This window comes from Nitratidesulfovibrio sp. HK-II, from assembly GCF_003402415.2.
GTDB lineage: Bacteria > Desulfobacterota > Desulfovibrionia > Desulfovibrionales > Desulfovibrionaceae > Cupidesulfovibrio.
This window is the reverse complement of the sequence record NZ_AP036014.1, coordinates 3,431,270-3,453,083: the sequence shown is the minus strand read 5'-3', so window position 1 is coordinate 3,453,083 and position 21,814 is coordinate 3,431,270. Positions and strand designations below refer to the sequence as shown.

The 21,814-nt window shown below is 66.5% G+C and carries 17 protein-coding genes; 5 read left to right on the top strand and 12 right to left on the bottom strand.

Translation table 11 applies throughout. From position 1 onward, the window contains the following. Positions 1 to 25: 25 nt before the first annotated feature. Both RVX_RS14580 and RVX_RS14575 read right to left on the bottom strand, forming a co-directional pair. Positions 26 to 1,051, bottom strand: coding sequence for a sulfite exporter TauE/SafE family protein (locus RVX_RS14580; RefSeq protein ID WP_116307927.1), 1,026 nt, complete (start codon positions 1,049 to 1,051; stop codon positions 26 to 28). Positions 1,052 to 1,081: 30 nt separating this feature from the next. Continuing rightward, a complete protein-coding gene (locus RVX_RS14575; RefSeq protein ID WP_116307926.1) occupies positions 1,082 to 1,381 on the bottom strand; it encodes a DVU0150 family protein in 300 nt (99 codons plus the stop codon). A gap of 277 nt (positions 1,382 to 1,658) precedes the next feature. Between RVX_RS14575 and RVX_RS14570 the strand changes: the two genes are divergently transcribed. Then, entirely contained in the window at positions 1,659 to 4,322 is a 2,664-nt protein-coding gene (locus RVX_RS14570) for a sigma 54-interacting transcriptional regulator (protein ID WP_116307925.1), read from the top strand. A 207-nt stretch (positions 4,323 to 4,529) separates the two neighbouring features. Here RVX_RS14570 and RVX_RS14565 read toward each other — a convergent pair whose 3' ends face one another. The 6 genes from RVX_RS14565 to RVX_RS14540 all read right to left on the bottom strand — a co-directional run bounded on the left by RVX_RS14565 (position 4,530) and on the right by RVX_RS14540 (position 9,830). Further along, entirely contained in the window at positions 4,530 to 4,925 is a 396-nt protein-coding gene (locus RVX_RS14565; protein WP_116307924.1) for a 4Fe-4S dicluster domain-containing protein, read from the bottom strand. A gap of 17 nt (positions 4,926 to 4,942) precedes the next feature. Then, entirely contained in the window at positions 4,943 to 6,019 is a 1,077-nt protein-coding gene (locus RVX_RS14560; RefSeq protein WP_116307923.1) for a nickel-dependent hydrogenase large subunit, read from the bottom strand. A gap of 12 nt (positions 6,020 to 6,031) precedes the next feature. Beyond that, a complete protein-coding gene (locus tag RVX_RS14555; protein WP_116307922.1) occupies positions 6,032 to 6,424 on the bottom strand; it encodes an NADH-quinone oxidoreductase subunit C in 393 nt (130 codons plus the stop codon). A 122-nt stretch (positions 6,425 to 6,546) separates the two neighbouring features. Further along, positions 6,547 to 7,020 (bottom strand): NADH-quinone oxidoreductase subunit B family protein, encoded by a 474-nt coding sequence (locus RVX_RS14550; RefSeq protein WP_007524163.1) that lies wholly within the window; start codon positions 7,018 to 7,020, stop codon positions 6,547 to 6,549. A 15-nt stretch (positions 7,021 to 7,035) separates the two neighbouring features. After that, positions 7,036 to 7,884 carry a respiratory chain complex I subunit 1 family protein gene (locus RVX_RS14545; protein WP_007524160.1) on the bottom strand — a complete coding sequence of 283 codons (849 nt, stop codon included), beginning with the start codon at positions 7,882 to 7,884 and terminating at the stop codon, positions 7,036 to 7,038. Continuing rightward, a complete protein-coding gene (locus tag RVX_RS14540) occupies positions 7,884 to 9,830 on the bottom strand; it encodes an NADH-quinone oxidoreductase subunit L (protein ID WP_420192357.1) in 1,947 nt (648 codons plus the stop codon). Before RVX_RS14540 ends, RVX_RS14545 begins: the two co-directional genes overlap by 1 nt. 793 nt (positions 9,831 to 10,623) lie before the next feature. On the opposite strand from RVX_RS14540, the gene RVX_RS14535 reads away from it, so the two are divergent. Genes RVX_RS14535 through RVX_RS14525 form a run of 3 tightly spaced genes read left to right on the top strand, consistent with a single transcriptional unit; the run spans position 10,624 to position 16,051 of the window. Beyond that, complete coding sequence (locus RVX_RS14535; RefSeq protein ID WP_116307921.1) at positions 10,624 to 11,523, top strand: CerR family C-terminal domain-containing protein; 900 nt, start codon at positions 10,624 to 10,626, stop codon at positions 11,521 to 11,523. Further along, positions 11,520 to 12,938 (top strand): efflux RND transporter periplasmic adaptor subunit, encoded by a 1,419-nt coding sequence (locus RVX_RS14530; RefSeq protein WP_116307920.1) that lies wholly within the window; start codon positions 11,520 to 11,522, stop codon positions 12,936 to 12,938. Before RVX_RS14535 ends, RVX_RS14530 begins: the two co-directional genes overlap by 4 nt. Continuing rightward, the gene (locus RVX_RS14525) at positions 12,935 to 16,051 is read left to right on the top strand and encodes an efflux RND transporter permease subunit (protein ID WP_116307919.1); all 3,117 of its coding nucleotides are present in this window, start codon (positions 12,935 to 12,937) and stop codon (positions 16,049 to 16,051) included. Before RVX_RS14530 ends, RVX_RS14525 begins: the two co-directional genes overlap by 4 nt. Before the next feature lie 141 nt (positions 16,052 to 16,192). Here the strand turns inward: RVX_RS14525 and RVX_RS14520 are convergent, their stop codons facing one another. The 4 genes from RVX_RS14520 to RVX_RS14505 form a co-directional block, all read right to left on the bottom strand. Next, complete coding sequence (locus RVX_RS14520; RefSeq protein ID WP_116307918.1) at positions 16,193 to 17,359, bottom strand: sensor domain-containing diguanylate cyclase; 1,167 nt, start codon at positions 17,357 to 17,359, stop codon at positions 16,193 to 16,195. After that, positions 17,356 to 18,252: an HD-GYP domain-containing protein gene (locus RVX_RS14515; RefSeq protein ID WP_116307917.1), complete on the bottom strand. Its 897-nt coding sequence runs from the start codon at positions 18,250 to 18,252 to the stop codon at positions 17,356 to 17,358. The genes RVX_RS14520 and RVX_RS14515 overlap by 4 nt, the downstream gene beginning before the upstream one ends. A gap of 381 nt (positions 18,253 to 18,633) precedes the next feature. After that, complete coding sequence (locus RVX_RS14510; RefSeq protein WP_116307916.1) at positions 18,634 to 19,020, bottom strand: Rid family detoxifying hydrolase; 387 nt, start codon at positions 19,018 to 19,020, stop codon at positions 18,634 to 18,636. A 168-nt stretch (positions 19,021 to 19,188) separates the two neighbouring features. Beyond that, positions 19,189 to 19,884, bottom strand: a complete 696-nt coding sequence (locus RVX_RS14505) for a hypothetical protein (protein WP_116307915.1) — start codon at positions 19,882 to 19,884, stop codon at positions 19,189 to 19,191. A gap of 202 nt (positions 19,885 to 20,086) precedes the next feature. Here RVX_RS14505 and RVX_RS14500 point away from each other — a divergent pair, with 202 nt between their 5' ends. Beyond that, the gene (locus tag RVX_RS14500; RefSeq protein ID WP_116307914.1) at positions 20,087 to 21,499 is read left to right on the top strand and encodes a sigma-54-dependent transcriptional regulator; all 1,413 of its coding nucleotides are present in this window, start codon (positions 20,087 to 20,089) and stop codon (positions 21,497 to 21,499) included. Positions 21,500 to 21,814: the final 315 nt, after the last annotated feature.

The window sequence follows — 21,814 nt, the reverse complement described above, 5'->3', positions numbered from 1 at the left end:
GCGTGTGCATCGGTGCCCGGTGGGGCTATTCGGTGGCCAGGCCAGCGTTCTTCATCCGCAGTTCGTGGGCGGCACCGGTGAACATGATCTTGCATATCCACAGGCAGATGAGGCCGATGGCGCCAAGGATGACCACGGCGGCTGCATCGTTCATCTTGTACTGCTTGAGGATGATGGAAACCATGCAGGCGAGGACCGCGAGGCCGAAGGCAACGCGGATGCCGTAGCCTTTGGCGTACTTGGTGGCCACGGTGCCGATCTGCGCGCCGATGGCGGCGCCAGTAAGCATTACGAACACGGCCACGATTTCGATGCGGCCCTTGAGAGTGTAAGTGAAGGCGCCGTAAAGGCCGGAGACCATGACTTCGAACAGGTCGGTACCCACGGCGATGTGAGTGGGGCAACCGATCAGGTAGACAAGGGCAGGCATGCGCAGCAGGCCACCGCCGATACCCAGGAAGCCGGCCAGGACGCCCGTGGCCAGGCTGACGATGATGGGCAGCCACATGGAGCAGGTGATGCCGGCTTCGCGGAAGTGCATCATGGGCGGAATGTTGATGCGGTGCATGGTCTTGTACCAGGTGATTCCTTCCGCGCCGTGTTCACCCAGTTCGCCGCGCTTGCGCTTGCTTACGGCCTTTGCGTAGTCGGCAAAGACCATGAAGGCGATGAGCGCAAGCACCACCACGTATACCCAGCGCACCACGCTGCCCACAAGGCCGATGCGTTCGAGATGCATGACGATCTGCGCGCCGATCTCAATGCCGACCATGGTCCCTGCAAGCATGACGATGCCGAGTTTGTAGTCCACGTTGCCGAACTTCGAGTGCCGGATGGTGGAGATCATGGACTTGCCGGCGATGTGCGCGATGTCCGTACCGATGGCAAAGGCCATCGGAAAGCCCAGGATGTTGAGGCCGGGGGTCACCATCCACGCGCCGCCCATGCCGAAGAACCCGCCGATGACGCCCACCGAGAAGCCGATGAGCACAAGACCGGGCCACAGGATGTTCACGCCCGAAATGGGCATGTGCATGTACAACCATTCCATGTTTAGTTCACTCCTGGTGGTTTGCTCCGGTTAGTGCTCGATGATCTTGCGCTTGGTCAGGTCGATGCCGGTGGACATCATGATGCGGTCCATGATGACGCCGAGGATGCACCCCAGCAGGGCGGTGAGCACCACGGCCCATACGGCGAAGACCAGAATGTCGGTGTTGTAGAGGTTCGCGAAATATCGGTTCACGGGTGAGGTGAGCACCCGCGTGTCCGCCACCACGACAAGTTCCGCCGCCTTGCCACCCGCCGCCCAGAGCGACGACGGCACGAGCATGGGCACCAGAGCTGCAAGGCCGCCCAGCTTGGCCAGTTTCCTGTACATGTACTCCTCCGAAGGTATGGGGTTGTCCCGTTTCCGTCCGGCGTAATGCCGATACGTTGTTTCCGGGGTTGCGCTGTGGCTGCGAGCCCGTTGTTTCGCAATAAAAGCAAACCTCGGGCCATTCGAAGGTTGGCAGGGCGGTTGGCGAGAAAGGCGTTACTTTTCGTGTTTGCAGGGGGTTGCAATAGGCGGGTTGACGCTGCTTCTGGCAAGCGATATCGCAAGGTGGGCTGGCGTGGAGTTCCATGCTTCCGAATTTCAAGAAGGAGTTTTGGCAATGCCGGATATGGGACGGAGCGTCTTCGAAAAACTGTCGAATACCTTCAACTGGTTCAGGGACATGACCCTCAAGGGCAAACTCATGCTGGCCCTGTTGCCCCCCGTGGTTCTGACCCTGGCGGTTACCGGCTATCTTACCCACCTGCTTTCCAACACATTCATCCAGACTGGGCTGGAGCGCATCGCGGCCGTCCAGACCCAGGCCATGGCCCGGCAGGTGGAGGACTTTCTGGGGCATTGCAGGCAGGACCTGCTCATCGCCGAACAGCAGGCGGGTGAAGACAGGCTGCTGCGGGGCTTTCTGGAGCGTCGTCTGGCCATTTCCGGTACTAGATATTGCGAGCTTGCCAAGATCTCGCAAAAGGAAGGCGGCCATACCTTCTTCGTCATCAACGATGGCGAGATACTGACCCTGCCGGAGAACAGGCTGGACAAAATCCACCCCAATCCGTTCCTGTTCATCGAAAAGCTGCCCCCGCTGGAGTCCGGTGAAGTCTGGATATCGCCGGTCATGGAGGTGGAATATCCCTTCCCCTCCGAAACCAATCCCAATCGCAAGGTGTCTTCACAGGTCATCCGCATGGCCACGCCGTACGTCACGCCCGGGGGCGAACGGGGGCATTTGCTGCTGGCCCTGGACGTGCGCCAGATCCGCGACGTTCTTTCGCTGTACAGTTCGGCCCAGTCGCCGTTGCGGGGCGTGCAGTACAACGACGAGATACTGTACAGCTTCATGTTCGACACGGACGGCTGGGAACTGTTCCAGTCCGAGGACATCGATAAGCAGGATCCACCGTTGGCCACGTATCTCGCCCGCGCGGGGTTCGAGGGGACGCTGGGCAATCCGTACATTTCCTGTGCGTTTCGGCCAAGTTCGCTGCACAAGCCGTTCTGGCGGATGGTGCGCGCGATAAATGAGGGCCGGTCCGGCCTGGCAACCCTGACCAGCGCCGACTTCACGGCGGATACGCCCCAGACGGGCCTTCCGCGTGATTGCATCCAGGCCTATGCACCCGTGCGCTTCACCACCCGCCCGGAACAGGCCCCGGTGGTGTATGCGGGCATCGCCACCATGGATCGCAGCCAACTCACGCTGACCGCAGGGTACCGCCATATCGACATCATGCTGCTCATAACCCTGTGCACCATCGCCCTGATAGCCGCACTGGTCTATCTGGTGAGCCGGGTCATCGCGAAGCCCATCCTCAAGATGACGCATGCGGTGAGCACCGCATGGGCCTCGCAGGAAATGACCCCGGTGGACATTCCGCATTCCGGATACGAGACGGGCATGCTCCGGGATGCGGTGAACAAGATGATCGAGCGCATGCGCCATCAGTCCGAGCTTATCCGTTCAAAGGACGAGGCGTTGCGGGCGGTGAACATGCGGCGCAGGGCCGTCATCGACGATCAGTTGCAGGCGCAGATTACCGGGGCGTTGCAAGGGGGCCTGCCGGAATTCTGCGGTCTTGGGCCGAAGATCGAGCAGTTGAAGAGCGATGTGCTGAAGGCCGCGCGCGTGGACGTGGACGTGCTCATCGTGGGCGAGACCGGCACCGGCAAGCAGCTTACGGCAGAGGCCATCCACCGGCACAGCCGACGCTCCGGCGGGCCGTTCATCTGCGTGGACTGTGGCGCGCTGGACGAGAACCTGCTGCTCGACACGCTGTTCGGTCACGTGAAGTGGGCCTTCACCGAGGCCAAGAGCGAGCGCAAGGGGGCCTTTCTCAACGCCAATCAGGGCACCCTTTTTCTGGACGAAATCCAGACGGCGTCACCCAAGGTGCAGCAGGCGCTGTTGCGCGCGGTGGCCATGCGCAAGATCAAGCCGCTGGGCAGCGATTCGGAAATCGACGTGGACGTGCGCATCATTGCCGCCACCAACGTGAGCCTGGAACAGCTCATAGAGCGCAAGGCCTTTCGCGAGGACCTCTATTTCCGGCTTAAGGTCATTACCCTGTCCACGCCGCCCCTGCGCGAACACAAGGAAAGTATTCCGCTGCTGGCCGTGCGTTGCCTGGTGAACGCGGAAAAAAAGGCGGGCAAGCAAGGGTTGGGCTTCAGCAACGGCGCCATCGACAAGCTCATGGGGCACGACTGGCCGGGCAACGTGCGAGAGTTCATCAACCGCATCACCAATGCGGCGGTGATGGCGGAGAGCAACGTCATCCAAGCCGAGGACATCGTGCTCGAGGGCGATGCGGGGCGTCTGGCTCTGGTGAAAAGGGATGGAGACGTGGAGAAGGACGATACTGCGGGGGGGCTGTCACACGTCCTGCCGCACGATTTGCCGCGTGAGCTTCCGGACGGTGGGCACCTCGAACAGACCGACGGAGGGGCGGGACAGGCACCGTCCGGGGTGGCTGAACCCGGCCGGTCCGATCTGGACGGCGCTGCGGGTTTTCATGGCGGTGTGGGCGGGCCGGGCCGACACACGCTGAACAAGCGCCAGCAACTGGCCTACAGCCGTGTCCTGGCGCAGGGATCCATTACCCGGCAGGAGTACCAGAACTGCATTGGCGGGGGGCTGCCGGTGCGGACGGCCAACCATGACCTGCATGACATGGTGAAGCGGCGGGTGCTGGACAAGGTGGGACAGGGACCCTCCACGCGCTACGTTCTGGCGCACGGCGCGGGAAGCAAGGCCGCCGACGCCGACTGATACGTCCTAGGCCCCGGGCATGCCTCTTTGTCGCGCGGTGCGTGGCGCGGCTTGCCACGCCTTTCTCGATTTCCCACATTTCGGAACAGAGCGGGGCGCGGTTTTCACCGCGCCCCTTCTGTTCCGGGTCGTTTCCCCGCTTCCCGGTCAGCTCTCAAGGCAGCCGCGTGCCCGGCATTCGCCGTGCCGGACGCGCGGGGTATTCGTCTAGGCTTCGGGAGCGTCGGCCTCGGCAGGCTTTTCGGCGCTCTTGTCGGCCTTCTTGGACTTTCTGGGCGTGCCCTGCAGGCTCACCACGAACTTGCTGGGCGCGGGCTTGCGATGCTGGTTTTCCATCGACAGGCAGTGCGTGGGGCATGCATCGACGCACACCGAGCAGTACACGCAGGCAAAGGGATCGCAATCCCACTTGCCTTCCTTGGGGTCCACGGTGATGCACTGCGAAGGGCACTTGATCTGGCAGCTCTTGCAGAAGATGCAGTCGTGGATGTTGTTCACCAGTTTGCCGCGGAAACCCTCGTACGCCGGCCTCGTTTCGAACGGGTACAGCCGGGTGGAGTATTTCCCCATGATGTTCCGCAGCACGTTGCTGAGCATGTACATGGTCTTTGTCTCCTTGCTTACCGCTCGGTGCAGCTGATGCACGGGTCGATGGTCAGGGCCGCGATGGGCACGTCGGCAAGCTGCGCGCCGGGCAGCATGGCCAGAAGCGGCGGGATGTTGGCGAAGGTGGGGGTGCGGATGCGCACCCGCTCCATGTTCTTCGAGCCGTTGCCCTTGAGATAGTACAGCAACTCGCCGCGGGGCTGTTCGACACGGCAGACCACCTCGCCGGTGGGCTTGCCGGGAACCTTGACGGCCAGTTCGGTATCGGGCAGGCGCGAAATGGCCTGACGCACGAGATCCATGGATTGCAGCGTTTCCATGAACCGGACCTTGGAACGGGCCCAGCTGTCGCCCTCGGGCGAGGTGACGGGCTCGAAGTCCAGTTCGTCGAAGGCCGCGTAGCCAAGCTGGCGGGCGTCCTGGGCAACGCCGCTGCCGCGCAGGGTGGGGCCGACAGCGCCGAGCTGGAGGGCCTGTTCGGCCGTCAGCACGCCAACGCCCACGGTGCGCTTCTTCACGGTGTAGTCGTCGAGCATGGTCTTCATCAGCTGGCGCAGTTCCTTTTCCAGCTTGTCCAGCTCGTCGAGAATCCAGCGCTGCTGGGTCTTGTCCAGGTCGCGGCGCACGCCGCCCACCACGTTGACAGAGATGACCACGCGGTTGCCCGCCGTGGCTTCGTTGATGTCCATGACGCGTTCGCGGATCTTCCAGAACTGCATGAACAGGCTTTCGAAGCCGAAGCCGTCTGCGAACAGGCCGAGCCACAGCAGGTGGCTGTGGATACGGTGCAGTTCCGACCAGATCACCCGCAGGTACTTGGCGCGGGTGGGCACCTCGACGTTCATCATGGTTTCAAGGCCGTGGCAGTAGCACATGGCGTGGATGCACGAGCAGATGCCGCACACCCGTTCCACGATGTAGACCATCTGGTTGTAGTCACGGATGCTGGCGAGGGTTTCAAGGCCGCGATGCACGTATCCCAGGGCGGGAATGGCTTCGACGATGGTTTCATCCTCGACGACCAGTTTCAGGTGCAGGGGTTCCGGCAGAACCGGATGCTGCGGACCGAAAGGAATGATGGTGCGGGACATGAGACCTACCTCTTAATCCTTCTTCTGGATGGTGGAGATCTTGCAGAACGGCGCCGAGATGGTCGAGGTAATCTCGTCATCCAGGTACAGCGTACGGTTGAAATCCAGCACCAGGCCGTCGAACTTCAGGTTGAAATGGTCGCGCGACTCGTTTTCCACGAGCAGCGCGGCGAAGTAGACGGGAGAGATGCTGGGCACGGGCTGGTCCTTGGGGTGGGTCAGCCGGAAGTGGGTCATCTCGTTGTTCAGGTCGTAGTGGTAGAAGATATCCACGTTGCCGTCGCCAAGGTCCACCACGGACATGGTGACCAGGCGGTAGCCCTGGTCGAACATGCTCTTGGCCTGCGCGACCACGGCATCGACGGCGATGGGCGTTGCGTTCAGTATTTCGCTGTGCGTGGGCATTGCTGTCCTCGTTGCCCCGTGGGGGGCTCGCCGGTCCTTCCGGCGCTTGAGGGTTCGCGCCCGTCCCGCCCACGGGGGGGCAGGACGGCGCGGACGTCGGCGGGGGCATCCCGCCATGCGGCCTAGTCGATGACGGTCACCTTGGGCATCTCGCCAAGGCCGAGCTTGGCCTTCACCACGTCAAGGGCGGTGACGACGCCGTCGATGATGGCGTCGGGCTTGGCCGGGCAACCGGGCACGTACACGTCGACCGGGATGACCTGGTCGACGCCGCCCACCACGTTGTAGCACTCGCGGAACACCCCGCCCGAGGTGCCGCACGCACCGATGGCGATGACGGCCTTGGGGTCGGGCATCTGGTCGTAGATGTTCTTCAGCACCTTCTTGTTGCGGTGGTTCACCGTGCCGGTGACCAGCAGCACGTCGGCGTGCTTGGGGTTGCCCACGTTGATGATGCCGAAACGCTCCACGTCGAAGACGGGGGTAAGGCAGGCCAGCACTTCGATATCGCAGCCGTTGCACGACCCGCAGTCGAAATGCACGACCCACGGGGACTTCAGACGGCCTTTGTTGATCCAGTTCTCAAGCAGACCCATTATCGCCTCCTCCCCTTAGCTGACGTAGAGCCAGAGCAGGTTGAACACCGACAGCACAAGCCCCACGCCCAGTACGTTCTTCAGCATCCACGGCCAGGTCATGCGCGCGCAGATGTTGTCGATCAGGATTTCCGCCGCGTAGGTCACCACCAGCAGCGCGACCATGCCGACGATGCTGGTGTGCCAGAACAGCGAGCACAGGCCGAGGATGAGCACCACGTCGAACCAGTGGCCGATTTCCAGCAGCGCCAGGTGCGGCCCCGAGTATTCGGTCAGCACGCCGCGCACCAGTTCCTGGTGGGCATGGTGGCAGGCCGAGATGTCGAAGGGCGACTTGCGCAGCTTGATGGTCAGCGCGTAGCCGAGCGCGATGAACAGGAACGGCATGCTGAGCAGCAGCGGCTTGTCCATGGCGTAGATGTCGGCGATCTTGAAGCTGCCGGTGGCCATGGAGATGCCCACGAACACCACGATGATCAGCGGCTCGTAGGCCAGCATCTGCAGCAGTTCGCGCTGGGCGCCCACCTGGGCGTAGGGGGAAGGCACGGACAGCGCGCCCACCACCTGGAACACCGCGCCGATGGTCATGACGAAGAAGAGCAGCAGCAGGTCGCCCTGCATGAAGAACAGCAGCACGGCCAGGGCGGAGGACATCACGTAGATGTAGGCCGACATGACCTGCCACGAGTTGACCACCATGGGCGCTTTGCCCAGCAGCTTCAGCACGTCGTAGAAGGGCTGCAGGATGGGCGGCCCGAAGCGGGACTGCAGGCGGGCGGTGACGCGGCGGTCAACACCGGCAAGAAGGCCCCCGACCACCGGGGTGAGGGCAAGCCCGATGAGAGCGGCGATGAACGTAAGCATTACAGCACCCCCCCGAGCATGACCGCAAGCAGCACGATGGCGATCACGTTGATGGACTTCGAGAGTTTGGATTCACCGAACAGGGCTTCCAGGTAGTAGTTGCCCGCGGCGGCTTCCACGAACCCGTTCATGGGGCCGTTGAAGCCGATCTTGCCGTCCACCATCTTCTGCGCGCCGCCCATGTAGGGCAGGCTGGCAGCTTCGGGACCCACCTTCTTCGCGGCGCGCAGGGCGTACATGAAGCCCACGCCCAGCAGCAGGAACAGCGGGTACACCGCGAACACCCCGGCGTTGTTCTCGAACACGCCCATGGTCACGGTGTAGGCGGAAGCCTTGGCGTACAGGGCCGTGGCCGGGGCCACCAGCATGCTGTAGACGAAGGGCGAGAGCAGCGAGAGGCCCACGGCCCCGGCGGCCAGCAGCAAGAGCGGCAGGCGCACCGAGAAGGGCTGGTGTTCGGCGGGCGGGTTTTCGCCCGGCATGGTGGAGCCCAGCATCACCCCGGCCCAGCGGGCCCAGAACAGCACCGTCAGGGCGCTGCCCAGAGCCAGCATGATAACCAGCGGGGGCATGGCGGCGGTGGCGGTGGCGGCCGATTCGAGCGCCATCCACTTGGCCAGCAGCATGCCGAAGGGCGGCAGCATCATGGTCACGATGCCGATGACGGTGATCACCGCGGTGCGGGGCATCACCTTGAACAGGCCGCGCATGGCCTCGATGTCGCGCGAGCCGATCTTCTGCTCGATGGCGCCCACGCACAGGAACAGGAGGCCCTTGGAGATGGCGTGGAAGATGATCAGCATCACGGCGGCGGCGATGGCGGCCGAGGTGTTGATGCCCGCGCAGGCGATGATCAGGCCCAGGTTGGCGATGGTGGAGTAGGCCAGCACCTTCTTGCCGTTGCTCTGGCCTACGGCCAGGGCGGAGGTGGTGATGAAGGTGAACGCCCCGAAGATGGCGATGGCGGCGGAAAGCATGGTGCCCTGGTAGGCAGGGGCCATGCGGATGACCAGGTACACGCCCGCCTTGACCATGGTCGAGGAGTGCAGCAGCGCGGAAACCGGGGTGGGAGCCACCATGGCGCCGCACAGCCAGCTCTGGAAGGGCACCTGCGCGGCCTTGGTGAAGCCCGCGAAGCACAGGAAGGCCATGGGCAGCAGCATTGCCGCGGTCTTCATGCCGGGGGCGGCCGACTTGGCCAGGATGTCCTGCACCGAAAGGGTGCCGGTGCTCTTCTGCAGGAACATGAGCGCGGCCACGAAAGCGACGCCGCCCGCCATGTTCATCCACAGGGCGCGGGTGGCGTTGGTCTTGGCCTCGTCGGTGCCGTCATGCCCGATGAGCATGAACGAGCAAAGGGTGGTCACTTCCCAGAAGAAGTACATCCACGACAGATTGTTGGCCAGCACCAGGCCGTTCATGGCGCCCAGGAAGAGCAGCATGAAAAAGAAGAACCGCGGCTGGCGGCTCTTGGCGAGGTGCAGGTGCTCCTCGTGCTCCTTCATGTAGCCGAGGCCGTAGAAACAGATGAGGCCCCCCACGATGGAAATGATCAGCACCATGGTCAGCGACAGGCTGTCGGCGAAGAAGCCGGTGACCGGCGCCCCGTGGTCCATCAGGAAGAAGTCCAGATAGACCATGCCGAGCACCTGCAGCACCGTCAGCCCCATGATAAGCAGGTGCCCCATGCGCAGCGCGATGAGGAAAATGAACCCGAGAAGGGCGAAATCAAGAACGGTGATGAGGCCGTTGAGGCTGATGCCAAGAATGGCTTGGGGCGAGTAGGAAAACGAGCCGAGACCCGCCAGTCCCACCGCCGCCGCGGCGGTTATCGCCACCGATACCGGGACGATGATGCTGCGCGCGGCGTCGCCCCTGACGAAATAGACCGCCAGGGCAGCTAAAAGTGGAAACACGACGCTTCCGAAGACAAGGGTGTCCAGCATACGCACCTCGTAACAAAGGACAAAGGAGAGCCGCGCCGCCTCCGGGTGGACGTCGCCGCTCACGGATTGCATGCCCTACAGGCATGGGCCCTTGGATTCCCGCACGGATTCTATGTCCCGCCAACCTGGAAACGTCAAGGAAATTGTAAAATAGTACAGGTGGTTGGTCGCACAGTCTAATTGGCAGGTAGGAATTAGCGCATGTCTCACATGTGAGCATTGCTTTTATTTGCGGGAGCATGGAATGGCGAGTTGCGCGGGCAAACATGCCGGAACGTGCGTCCGCGTCGCGGCGGGCGCGGGATCAAGGCAATGCCGCGGGTGCGACAGGGGAGCATCAGGGGAGCGATAGGGGCGCATTCGGGATGTGTCCGGGCATGCAGATGGGGCGCGCAACGAGGGGGCGGTTTCCCGCACCCTGGCGCGGGAGGCGTTTTGAGTGGCCGGGCTGGTCGCCGACGCGGCGGGGGAGGGGCGTGTGTATCCGTTGGCGCGGGCGGATATGGCGCGGGCGGCAGGCGGTGGGCCGCCGCTCCGGAGCGGCTGCGCGCCCTTCGAGCATGTGGCGAAAGGGTACAAGCGCGAGGGCGGCGCGGGGTGCGCCGTGAGTTGTGCTGATGAGCTTTTATTACAGAGCGTTGACGGGCTATTGACTTTCTTAAACACTCGTTTAAGTAGGCCGAACGCCCTCCGGTGCGGACCGGAGATGCGCGGCCCGCCAGCGCGGGGCCGCATCCTGCCCCCGTGCCCCGGCCTCGGCCCTGGCCACGCCCACATGCCCTACGGACATCCCATGCACGACGCCTTGCCGGACTTCCATCCCTCCGCCTCTCTCGAACGCGCCCAGGCCGCGTCCGCCGACAACGCCGCCGCTCCTGCCCGTCAGGGCATGGCCGGTCCGGACATGGCTGGTCCGGGTGCTGCTGGTACGGGTACGGCCAGCCCGGACAGGAACGCAGCCGATGCGACCGGCCAGGACAGCCGGGCGCGCATTCTGGCCGCCGCTGGCGAGACCTTTGCCGAACTGGGCTTCCACCGCGCCTCGCTGCGCCAAATCTGCCGCCGGGCGGGCGTCAACGTGGCCCTGGTGAAATACCACTTCGGCGACAAGCAGGGCCTGTACCGCGAGGTGCTGCTGCAACCCTTTCCGGAACCGCCGCTGCCCCCAGCGGGCACGCCCGGCGAGGCGCCCGGCGCCGCCGCCGAACCTGCCGACCCGGAAACACGATTGCGCGCCTTCATCCATTCGCAGTTGCACCGCACGCGCGGTTCGCGTCGGCCCGACTGGTACAACAGGCTGCTCATCCGCGAGATGACCGACCCCACCGGCGTCATCGGCGACATCGTGGGCCGGGTCATCGGCGCGCGCGCCGGGTACCTGGCCGAAACGGTGCGCGAGTTGCTGGACGAGCCGGAGCGCACCTGCGCCGTGGCCCTGTGCGCGCTCAGCGTGGTGGGGCAGAGCCTGCACCACCACTTCGCGCGGCACGTCATCCCGCTGCTGTATCCTGAAATTTCGTACGACGCCGCCAGCCTTGACGAGCTGGAGGACCACATCACCGCCTTCTCCCTGGCGGGCATAGCCGCCCTGCGGGCGCGCCTGCGCGACGGACACCCGGAATCCCCCGACGAAGCGGCGTCGCGCGCCGCATCCGCCACCCCCACTCCCAGCCGCAAACGGAACCCCGCATGAACACCTCCACCCGATCCCCCATCGCCCCCTCGCCGTCCGTCCGGGGCCTTGCGCCCGCCCGGAACCTTCCGTCCGCCCGTCCCCGCGTCCGACGGCTTCTGCCCGCCCTGTCCGCGCTGCTGGCCTTGGCCCTGCTGGCCGTGCTGGCGGGCTGCTCCGGCGGCGATGACGCCGCCAAGGCCAAGCCCCAGAAGCGCCCGGTGCCCGTGGCCACGGCCCTGGCCGAGCGGCGCGATCTGCCCGTGGTGGTGCGCACCGTGGGCAACGTGGAGCCCTACGCCACGGTGTCCGTGAAGTCGCGCGTGGACGGCCAGATCGTGGGCGTGCACTTTCGGGAAGGGCAGGACGTGCGCAAGGGCGACCTGCTGTTCTCGGTGGACCGCCGGGTGCTGGAGGCCGCGCTGAACGAGGCCCAGGCCAAGCTGCAGCGCGACCGCGTGCTGCTGGCCAAGGCCGACGACGACGTGCGTCGCTTCGAGGCGCTGGTGGCCGACGGCTACATCAGCCGCGAACAGTTCGACCAGTACCGCTCCACGGCCGATTCGCTGCGGGCCACGGTGCGCGCCGACGAGGCCACGGTGGAGACGGCCAGGGTGCAGCTTTCGTACACCACCATCACCGCGCCCATGTCGGGCCGCGCCGGGCAGGTCAAGGTGGACCAGGGCAACATGGTGCGCGCCGGGGCGGATACGGTGCTGGTGGTCATCGACCAGATAGAGCCCATCTACGTGGGCTTCGCCCTGCCGGAAATGCACCTGGCCGCCGCCCGCGCGCGCCTGGCCGCCGGGGGCGTGCCCGTGGAGGCGCGGGTGCCCGGTCCCGGCACGGGCGACGGCGGCAAGGCCGACGGCGGGCCCGGCACAGGCACGGCCGTTTCCGCGCGCGGGGCGGTGACCTTCGTGGACAACACGGTGAACACGGCCACCGGCACCATCCGCATGCGCGGCACCTTCGCCAACGAATCGCGGGTGCTCTGGCCCGGCCAGTTCGTGGACGTGTACGTGGAGCTGGGCGCGCTGCCCGGCGCGGTGGTGGTGCCCTCGCAGGCGGTGCAGACCGGCAGCCAGGGGCTGTTCGCCTACGTGGTGGGACAGGACAACACGGTGCAGTTGCGCAAGGTGCGCACCGGGCTTTCCCACGGCGGCTCCGTGGTGGTGGAAGAGGGCGTGGCCCCCGGCGAGCGGGTGGTGGTGGACGGCCACCTGCGCCTGACCCCCGGCGCGCTGGTGGAGGAAAAGGCCCCGGCGGGCGCTGCTCCGGCCTCGGCCAAGCCCGTCACCCCCGGCGACCCGGCCAGCCAGTCCGGCCAGCCCGGCCAGTCCGGCCCGTCCGGCCAGTCCGGCCCGTCCGGGCAATCTGGCCAGAAGGTCGAGTCCGGCGGCAAGGGCGCGGCCCCGGCGGAGGCGCGCCAGTGAACATCGCGGCGTTCTTCATCCGCAGGCCGGTGACCACCTGCCTGGTCATGCTGGCCATGTTCCTGTTCGGGGTGGTGGGCTACCGCAACCTGCCGGTGAGCGACCTGCCCAACGTGGACTTTCCCACCATCCAGGTTACGGCGGAACTTTCCGGGGCCGACCCGGAAACCATGGCCAGCGCCGTGGCCACCCCGCTGGAGCGCCAGTTCGCCACCATCGCGGGCATCGACTCCATGACCTCGTCGAGCACCCTGGGGCGCACGCGCATCACCATCCAGTTCGCCCTCGACCGCGACATCGACGCGGCCGCGCTGGACGTGCAGTCGGCCATCTCGCAGGCGCAGCGCCGCCTGCCCGACGACATGACCACGCCGCCTTACTTCCGCAAGGTCAACCCCGCCGACCAGCCCATCCTGTACATCGCGCTCACCTCGCCCACCCTGCCCCTGTCGCAGGTGAACGAATACGCGGACACCATGCTGGCCCAGCGCATCTCCATGGTGGCCGGGGTGGCCCAGGTGCAGGTGTACGGTTCGCAGAAGTACGCGGTGCGCGCCCAGGTGGACCCGCGCGCCCTGGCCACGCGCGGCCTTGGCCTTGACGAGGTGGCCAAGGCCATTGCCGATTCCAACGTCAACCTGCCCACCGGAACCCTGCAGGGCGACCACACCTCGCGCAACATCCAGGCCAGCGGCCAGCTGTTCGACGCCGCCTCGTACCGGCCCATGGTGGTGGCCTGGCGCGATGGCGCGCCGGTGCGCCTGGGCGAGCTTGGCCGGGTCATCGACAGCGTGGAGCAGGACAAGCAGTTCACCTGGTTCAACGACACGCGCGGCATCGTGCTGGCCGTGCAACGCCAGCCCGGCTCCAACACCGTGGCCGTGGTCAACGCGGTGAAGGATATCTTGCCCTCGTTCGAGCGGCAGTTGCCCGCGTCGGTGCAGCTGAACGTGATGTACGACCGCTCGCAGACCATCCGCGAATCGGTGGACGACGTGAAGTTCACCCTGGTGCTCACCGTGTTCCTGGTGGTGCTGGTGATCTTCCTGTTCCTGCGCAGCCTTTCGGCCACGGTCATCCCCAGCCTGGCCCTGCCCATGTCGGTGGTGGGCACCTTTGCGCTGATGTACGTGTTCGGGCACAGCCTGGACAATCTGTCACTGATGGCCCTGACGCTGGCCGTGGGCTTCGTAGTGGACGACGCCATCGTCATGCTCGAGAACATCGTGCGCCACAAGGAAATGGGCAAGCCGGTCATGCAGGCGGCCCTGGACGGGTCGAAGGAAATCGGCTTCACCATCATTTCCATGACCATCTCGCTGGCGGCGGTGTTCATTCCCGTGCTGTTCATGGGCGGGGTGGTGGGGCGGCTGTTCCGCGAATTCTCGGTGGTCATCATGGTGGCCATCGGCCTTTCGGGCGTGGTCTCGCTGTCGCTCACGCCCATGCTGTGCAGCCGCTTTCTGAAGCCGCACGGCGCGGAGCGCCACGGCCGCGTGTACAACGCGCTGGAGGCGTTCTTCGACGGGTTGCTGCACATCTACGAGCGCAGCCTGCGCTTCACCACCCGCCACCACTTCATCACCTTTCTCGCCTCGCTGGGCGTGCTGGGCCTGACGGCGTGGCTGTTCGTGGTCATGCCCAAGGGCTTTCTGCCCAGCGGCGATACGGGGCAGCTTTCCGGCTTCACCGAGGCGGACCAGTCCATCTCGTTCGACGCCATGGTGCGCAACCAGACCGCCCTGCATGGGGTGCTGGCGGCGGACCCGGCCATCGCCTCGTTCACTTCCATCGTGGGTGCTGGCGGGCCCAACCTTGGCGGCAACGCCGGGCGGCTGATCATCATGCTGAAGGACCGCCACCAGCGCAAGGAAACTCCGGAGCAGATCATCCAGCGGCTGCGCCCGAAACTGAACACCCTGCCGGGCATCCAGGCCTTCGTGTCCAACCCGCCGTCCATCAACATCGGCGGGCGCACCACCAAGAGCCTGTACCAGTACACCATCCAGGGGCCGGACACCGAGGAACTGTACCGGGTGGCACCGCTGCTTGAAGAAAAAATGCGCACCCTGCCCGGCTTGCAGGACGTGACCAGCGACCTGCAACTGAAAAACCCCGAGGTGCGCGTGACCATCCACCGCGACAAGGCGGCGGCCCTGGGGGTTTCGGCCCAGCGCATCGAAGAGGCGTTGCAGTCGGGCTTCAGTTCGCGGCAGGTATCCACCATCTACGCGCCCACCAACGACTATGGAGTGCTGCTGGAACTGCTGCCCGAATACCAGCGCGATGCCTCGGTGCTGCCGCTTTTGTACGTGCGGGCCAATTCCGGCATGCTGGTGCCGCTGGACACCCTGGCCAGCCTCAGCGAAGGGGTGGGGCCGTTGTCGGTGAACCATTCCGGCCAGTTGCCATCCGTGACTGTGTCGTTCAACCTGCGGCCCGGCGTGGCCCTGGGCGAAGGCGTGGCCCAGGTGGAGCAGGTGGCTTCGCCCCTGCTGCCCGCCGACGTGGTGGGGTCGTTCCAGGGCACGGCGCAGGCCTTCCAGAGTTCGCTGCAGGGCATGACCGTGCTGCTGGCCCTGGCGGTGTTCGTCATCTACATCGTGCTCGGCATCCTGTACGAGAGCTTCATCCACCCGCTGACCATCCTTTCCGGCCTGCCCTCGGCGGGCATGGGCGCGCTGCTCACGCTGATGTTCTTCGGCTACGACCTGAACCTGTACGCCTTCGTGGGCATCATCATGCTCATCGGCATCGTGAAGAAGAACGCCATCATGATGATCGACTTCGCCATCGAGTCGGAGCGCAACGAGGGGCGCGAACCGGCCGACGCCATCTTCCACGGGTGCCTGGTGCGTTTTCGGCCCATCATGATGACCACCATGGCCGCGCTCATGGGCGCACTGCCCATCGCCGTGGGCTTCGGCGCGGGGGCGGAGGAGCGCAGGCCGCTGGGCCTGGCCGTGGTGGGCGGCCTGATGGTGTCGCAGCTGCTGACCCTGTACATCACCCCGGTGTACTACATGTACCTGGACAGGCTGAGCCGCTGGCTGCAGCGCAAGATGGGCCGCGCCCTGGGCAACGAGCGGAGCGCGCCGCAACCGCAGGCGTAGCGCGCCCGGCGGCATTCCCGTATCCGCCGCGAGTGGCCCTTGCCCCATGACGAAACACCCCCGCCGATGCGCGCATCGGCGGGGGTGTCGTCGTCCAGGGAGGCAGGCGTGGAGCCGCACGCGGGCGGGAATGCGCGCGCCCTAGCGAACGGCGATGCCGTTGCCCCCGCGCCGCTTCACCGCGTACACCGCGCCGTCTGCGCGGGCCACCATGGCCTGCACGGCCAGGGGCGCGCCCTCGCCCGCGCAGGCGGCGTTGCCCGCGTCGGTCACCGGGGCCAACTGGCAGGCGGCGTCGGCGTTGCCGTCGCCTTGCGGGCGATAGCGGGCGATGCCGATGCTCAGGGTGCAGCCGTGGGACTGGCACTGGGCGAAGCGGTGGCGGATGCGTTCGGCCACGGTGCGCACGGCGTTCTCGTCCGGGCAGGCGAACAGGATGCCGAACTCGTCGCCGCCGATGCGGCAGGGGGTGTCGGTGCCCGCGCGCACCGCCTCGGCGATGACGTCGCCCAGCAGGCGCAGCAGTTCGTCGCCCGCAGCGTGGCCGTGGGTGTCGTTGACGGCCTTGAAGCGGTCGCAGTCCACCAGCATCAGATGGAAGGGCGGGCGCAGCCGGGCCTCGGCGGTCAGCTCGGCCATGCGCCGCTCGAAGTGGCGGCGGTTGAACAGGCCGGTCAGCGGGTCGCGCACGGCCAGTTCCTCCATGTGCCTGGCGCGGCTGTCCGTGGCCTCCAGCCGGGCCATCAGGTGCCGCTCGCGGCTGGCCACCAGGTGAGCCATCCATTCCAGGTTGCGCTTCAGGCGCAGCAGTTCGTGCTCGTCCTCCTGCTCGTTGGGCAGCGCCAGGGGGCGCGGCTGGCGGCCTTCGCGCAGGGCCAGGCAGAACACGTTGATCTCGCGGATGTCGCGCAGCAGCACGAAGCGGCAGACCAGCCCGGCCACGGGAATGCACAGCACCAGCGCACCGGCCAGGTACAGGGCCACGGCCAGGATGATGTCGTCGTACACGGCCAGGGGCAGCGCCCGGGGCAGGCCGGGCACCGCGGGCAGCACGGCGCGGCCCTGCGATTCCAGGTGGTGCAGCAGCACCCCGGCGGGGGCGGCCACCACCAGGAACAGCGCGATGGCCAGCCGGGTGCGCGGGTTCAGCGCGTCCACGCCGCGCCAGAAGGCGTCGGTCAGGCGGCGCAGCCAGCGGGGGGCGGCAAGGGGCAGACCCCATGCGCGCGCGGCGGCGTCGGTCCGGTTCGCGGGGTGTGCGGCGTCGGCGTGCGCGCCGCCGGTATTGCAGGAATGAAGGTGATTCATGCGGGCACCGGGATCATCAGGCCGCGCGGCGTGGCGCGGCCGTCTTCCCACGTGTCTTCCCATGTGGCGCTCCGTGGGGCGGTGATATCGTTTCGGCGGGGGGGCTCGGACCCACCCGCCGCGCCAGTGCCGCCCACTGCGCCAGTGCCGTTGGTCGCGGTTGCCGTGGTGACGGCGGACGTTTCGGGCGAGTGGGCAGGGCGCGCGCCGGGGGCGGCGTCATGCATGGCATCGGGCACGGCGTGCCCGTGGCGGCAGCAAGGGGCCACGGCGGCGCTGGCAATCTCGGGGCGTGGCGGCAAGGGCGCGGTGATGGCGCGGTGCAACTCGTCGCGCACGTTCACAAAGGCCCGCACCACGGCGGGGTCGAACTGGCTGCCCGAGCAGCGCAGCAGTTCCGCCTCGGCCTCTTCGAAGCGCATGGCCGGGCGGTAGGGCCGGTGCTGGAGCATGGCGGACAGGCTGTCCGCCAGGGCGATGATGCGCGCGCCAAGGGGGATGGCCTCGCCGTGCAGGCCGTTGGGGTAGCCCCGGCCGTCCCATCGTTCGTGATGGTGCAGGATCATGGCGGCCACGCCCTCGTCGGCAAGGTCGGCCACGGGGCTCACGATGCGCGCGCCGATGACCGGGTGGGCGCGCATGTGTTCCCATTCCTGCGGGGTCAGGGTGCCCGCCTTCAGCAGCACGGCGTCGGGCACGCCGATTTTGCCGATGTCGTGCAGGTGCCCGGCCACGTGCACCCGGTCGGCGTCGGCCGGGGAAAGGCCCATGGCCCGCGCCAGCAGAAAGGCGGCCAGGGCCACTTCCTCGGAATGCGAGCGGGTGTGGGCGTCCTTGGCGTCGATGGCGTTGCCGAGCGACTCCGCGAACTGGTGCAGCAGGATGCTCAGCATGGCCCGCCGCTCCGGTGTTTTGCGGATCAGGACGCCGGAATGGGCTGCCGATATCGTGATGTTGAAAATCATTCTCATGAAAAAGGGAGATATCCCCATCCCCCGGCAAGGTCAATGGGGACGGAATGGTGGAATGGCGGATTGTCCGGAAAAAGTGGACGAGGCTCGGATGGGGCAGAGCGCGGCCGGATGCGGCCGGGGATGGGGCCGGATGGGGTCAAATGGGGTCGTGAGGAAGTCTGACGGGGCAGGAACGGGCTGCACTGGGCCGTTAAGGAGACGGGCGGGGGGGCTGGCGACGGCGGGAGCCGGGCAAGCGCGCCCGGCGGTTCATCCGTAGGAATGGAGCCGCCGGGCGCGTGAAGTTCCGGGAGTGAACCGTCAGGAAAGGTCGATGATGGCTTCGATCTCGATGTTCGAGCCCAACGGCAGCGCGGCCACCTGAATGGTGGAGCGGGCCGGGAAGGGCGCGGCGAAGAATTCGCCGTAGGCGGCGTTCATGGCGGCAAAGTCGGCCAGGTTGGTGAGGAACACGGTGACCTTGACCACCTTGTCCAGGTCCGCCCCGGCGGCCTTGGCCACGGCCTGCACGTTGCACAGGCACTGGCGGGTGCGCGCGGCCATGTCGCCCTCCACGAAGGCGCCGGTGGCCGGGTCCACGGGCAACTGGCCGGAGACGAACAGCAGTCCGCCGCAGGCGAGGCCGGGGGAATAGGGGGCGACCGGGGCGGGGGCTCCGGCGGGGATGATGGCGGTGCGTTGGGCCATGGGGGGCTCCTGCGGGTTGCGGGGAAGGAACGCGGCGGAAGCGCCGCGCGGGCAACGTACGTCGACGGCGCAGCCTAGCCGCGCGGCCCCGTGGTTGTAAAGGCGTGGCGGCGGCAACGCGCGGCCCCCGGCTGGTTGCCGCGCGCGTATCCCGGCGTGCGTCGGCGGTTACTTCTTGCCCTTGCCCTTTGCCTTGCCATCGTAGGGATAGTCGTCTCCGCCCTTGCCCTTTCCACCCTTGTCGGGCTTGCCGCCCTTGCCCTGCCGACCGTCGTCCGCGTGCCCGCCCTTGGCGTGCTTGTCGTCGTGCGTGCCGTCCTTGCCGCCTTGATCACGATCACGGTCGCGGTCACGATCACGGTCGCGGTCACGATCACGGTCGCGATAGTAGTCGCGGTACAGGTCACGGTCGTCGTCGCGGTTCCAGCCGCCCTTCTTGTTCTTGGAGTGCCCCACGCCCAGCGAGCCGGGGTGCGCGCCCGCTTCCTTGGCCACCTGGCCCCAGCCCATGCCCGATTCGCGCATGGCCCGGATGCGCGAGGGCGACATGCCCGATTCGCGCGACAGGTTTTCGATGCGGGCGTCTTCCAGCTTGTATTCGGAATCGCGCCAATCGCGCTCGTAGCGCGAGATGGCATCCCGGTCGCCAGAGGAGCGCACGCGGTCGTAAGCATCGCGCGCGCGGTCGGCTTCGCGCACGGCGTCGTCGATGGCCCCGATGACCGACGCGGCATCGGCGGCCGTGGCGTTGCGGGGCATGCCGGGCAGCAGCAGGATGGCCGCCAGGGCCAGCGCCAGCAGCAGGGCCGGCGGCTGCGGAAGGGCGAACACCGATCGGCGCGCGACATCATGCGAACGAAACATGCGAAACCTCCTGTGATCGTGGGGACGCGGAAGCGACGAGACCCCAGCGCCCCGTCTGCCGCGTCCGGTATTTCTCATTATGTTTTTCTATGAATTTTAAAGAGAAGTGTAAAGCCGGGTCGATGCAGTGCCCGCCGCCGCCGTTTCTCGGGGCTTGCGCTCCGTCGCGGCTTCCCATAGGCGGAAGGGCAATGAGGAACGCATGAAATACCTGCTCGCCGTCACCCCCCATGAAGACGCCCTGCACGTGCTGCGCGCCAGCTTTGCCGACGACGTCACGGTCATTCCCTGCCGCACCCGCGCAGAAGCGCTGGCGCAGGCCACCGGCCGCGCGCACGACATGGTGCTGATCGACCTCGGCCTGCTGCTGGAGGGGCGCGAACCCTCGCGCCGGGTGCTGCACGAGGCGGTGTGGGAGGTGAAGCGCCGGGTGCCCTCCGCCGAGATCATCGTGCTGGCAGAGGCCGACGCGGTGCGCCACGCCGTGGACGCGGTGCAGGCCGGGGCCGGGGGCTACCTGCCGTACCCCCTGCTGGAGGAGGAGGTGCGCCTTGTCGCCCAGAAGCTGCACGAATCGGCGCTGGTGCGGTCCGAACTGGACTACCTGCGCGACCGCCACTGGGCGGGCGACGCGGTGGACCTGGCCCACACCAACAGCCCCCGCATGCGCGAGGTGTTCGACAAGGTGCGGCTGGTGGCGGGCACGCGCAGCACCGTGCTGCTCACGGGCGAGACGGGCACCGGCAAGAGCCTCATCGCCCGGCTCATCCACAACCACAGCAACCGGCGTTCGCGGCGGTTCATCAGCGTGCACTGCGGGGCCATCCCGGACACGCTCATCGAAAGCGAACTGTTCGGCCACGAGAAGGGCGCGTTTACCGGCGCGGTGCGCAAGAAGCCGGGAAAGTTCGAGATTGCCGAGGGCGGCACCATATTTCTGGACGAAATCGGCACCGTCAGCCAGTCGGCCCAGATCAAGCTGCTGGGCGTGCTGCAGGACCGCGCCTACCAGCGGGTGGGGGGCGAGGCGTTGCTGCGGGCCGACGTGCGCGTCATCGCCGCCACCAACGAGGATCTGGCCGCGCTGTGCGCGCAGGGGCGCTTTCGGCGCGACCTGTATTACCGGCTCAATGTCTTTCCCGTGGACGTGCCGCCCCTGCGCGAGCGCAAGGAAGACCTGCTGCTGCTGGCCGAACTGTTCGTGCGCCGCTACAACGCCCAGATGGTCAAGGACATCCGGTCCATCCATCCGGAGGTCATCGACGCCTTCATGGGTTACGACTGGCCGGGCAACGTGCGCGAACTGGAAAACCTCATCGAACGGGCCTGCATCCTCGAGGGCAGCACGGTGCTCATGCCGGACAGCTTTCCGGCGGAATTCTTCGGCCCCGGCGGGGGCGGGCGGCTGGCCACGGTGGACACCACCCTGCCCCTGGCCGAGGCGCGCCGCCGCTCGGTGGACGTGTTCGAGCGGGCCTACCTGGAACGGGCTCTGGCCCAGTGCGGGGGCAGCGTCCAGCGCACCGCCGCGCTTGCCGGGGTGACCACCCGGCAACTGCACACGCTGATGACCCGGCACGGCCTGCGCAAGGAGGATTACAAACTGCGCGGGTAAGGACCGCCGCGCGTCATCCTCCGCACCGGATAGCGGGAGCCCCGCGCGGGGCTGACCCGTCTGGTCGCCACTGCCGGGCGTCGGACCATGCCCGGACGCGCCCTGCACGCCGACGGCGGGATCGTTCCCCGCCGTCGGCGTGCGGCGTTCTGGTGGGTCGCGGCCTGGAGATGCAATAAAGCGGAAGTATGAATTCTCTTTTGTAAATTTCGGAACTTTAAATTCTGATTGTTGCGCTGTTTCTTCATATACAGTATGTTACATGATAGTATTGAGCAGGGAAACGGCAGGTTAGGTGTTCTTTCATGCAGGGCT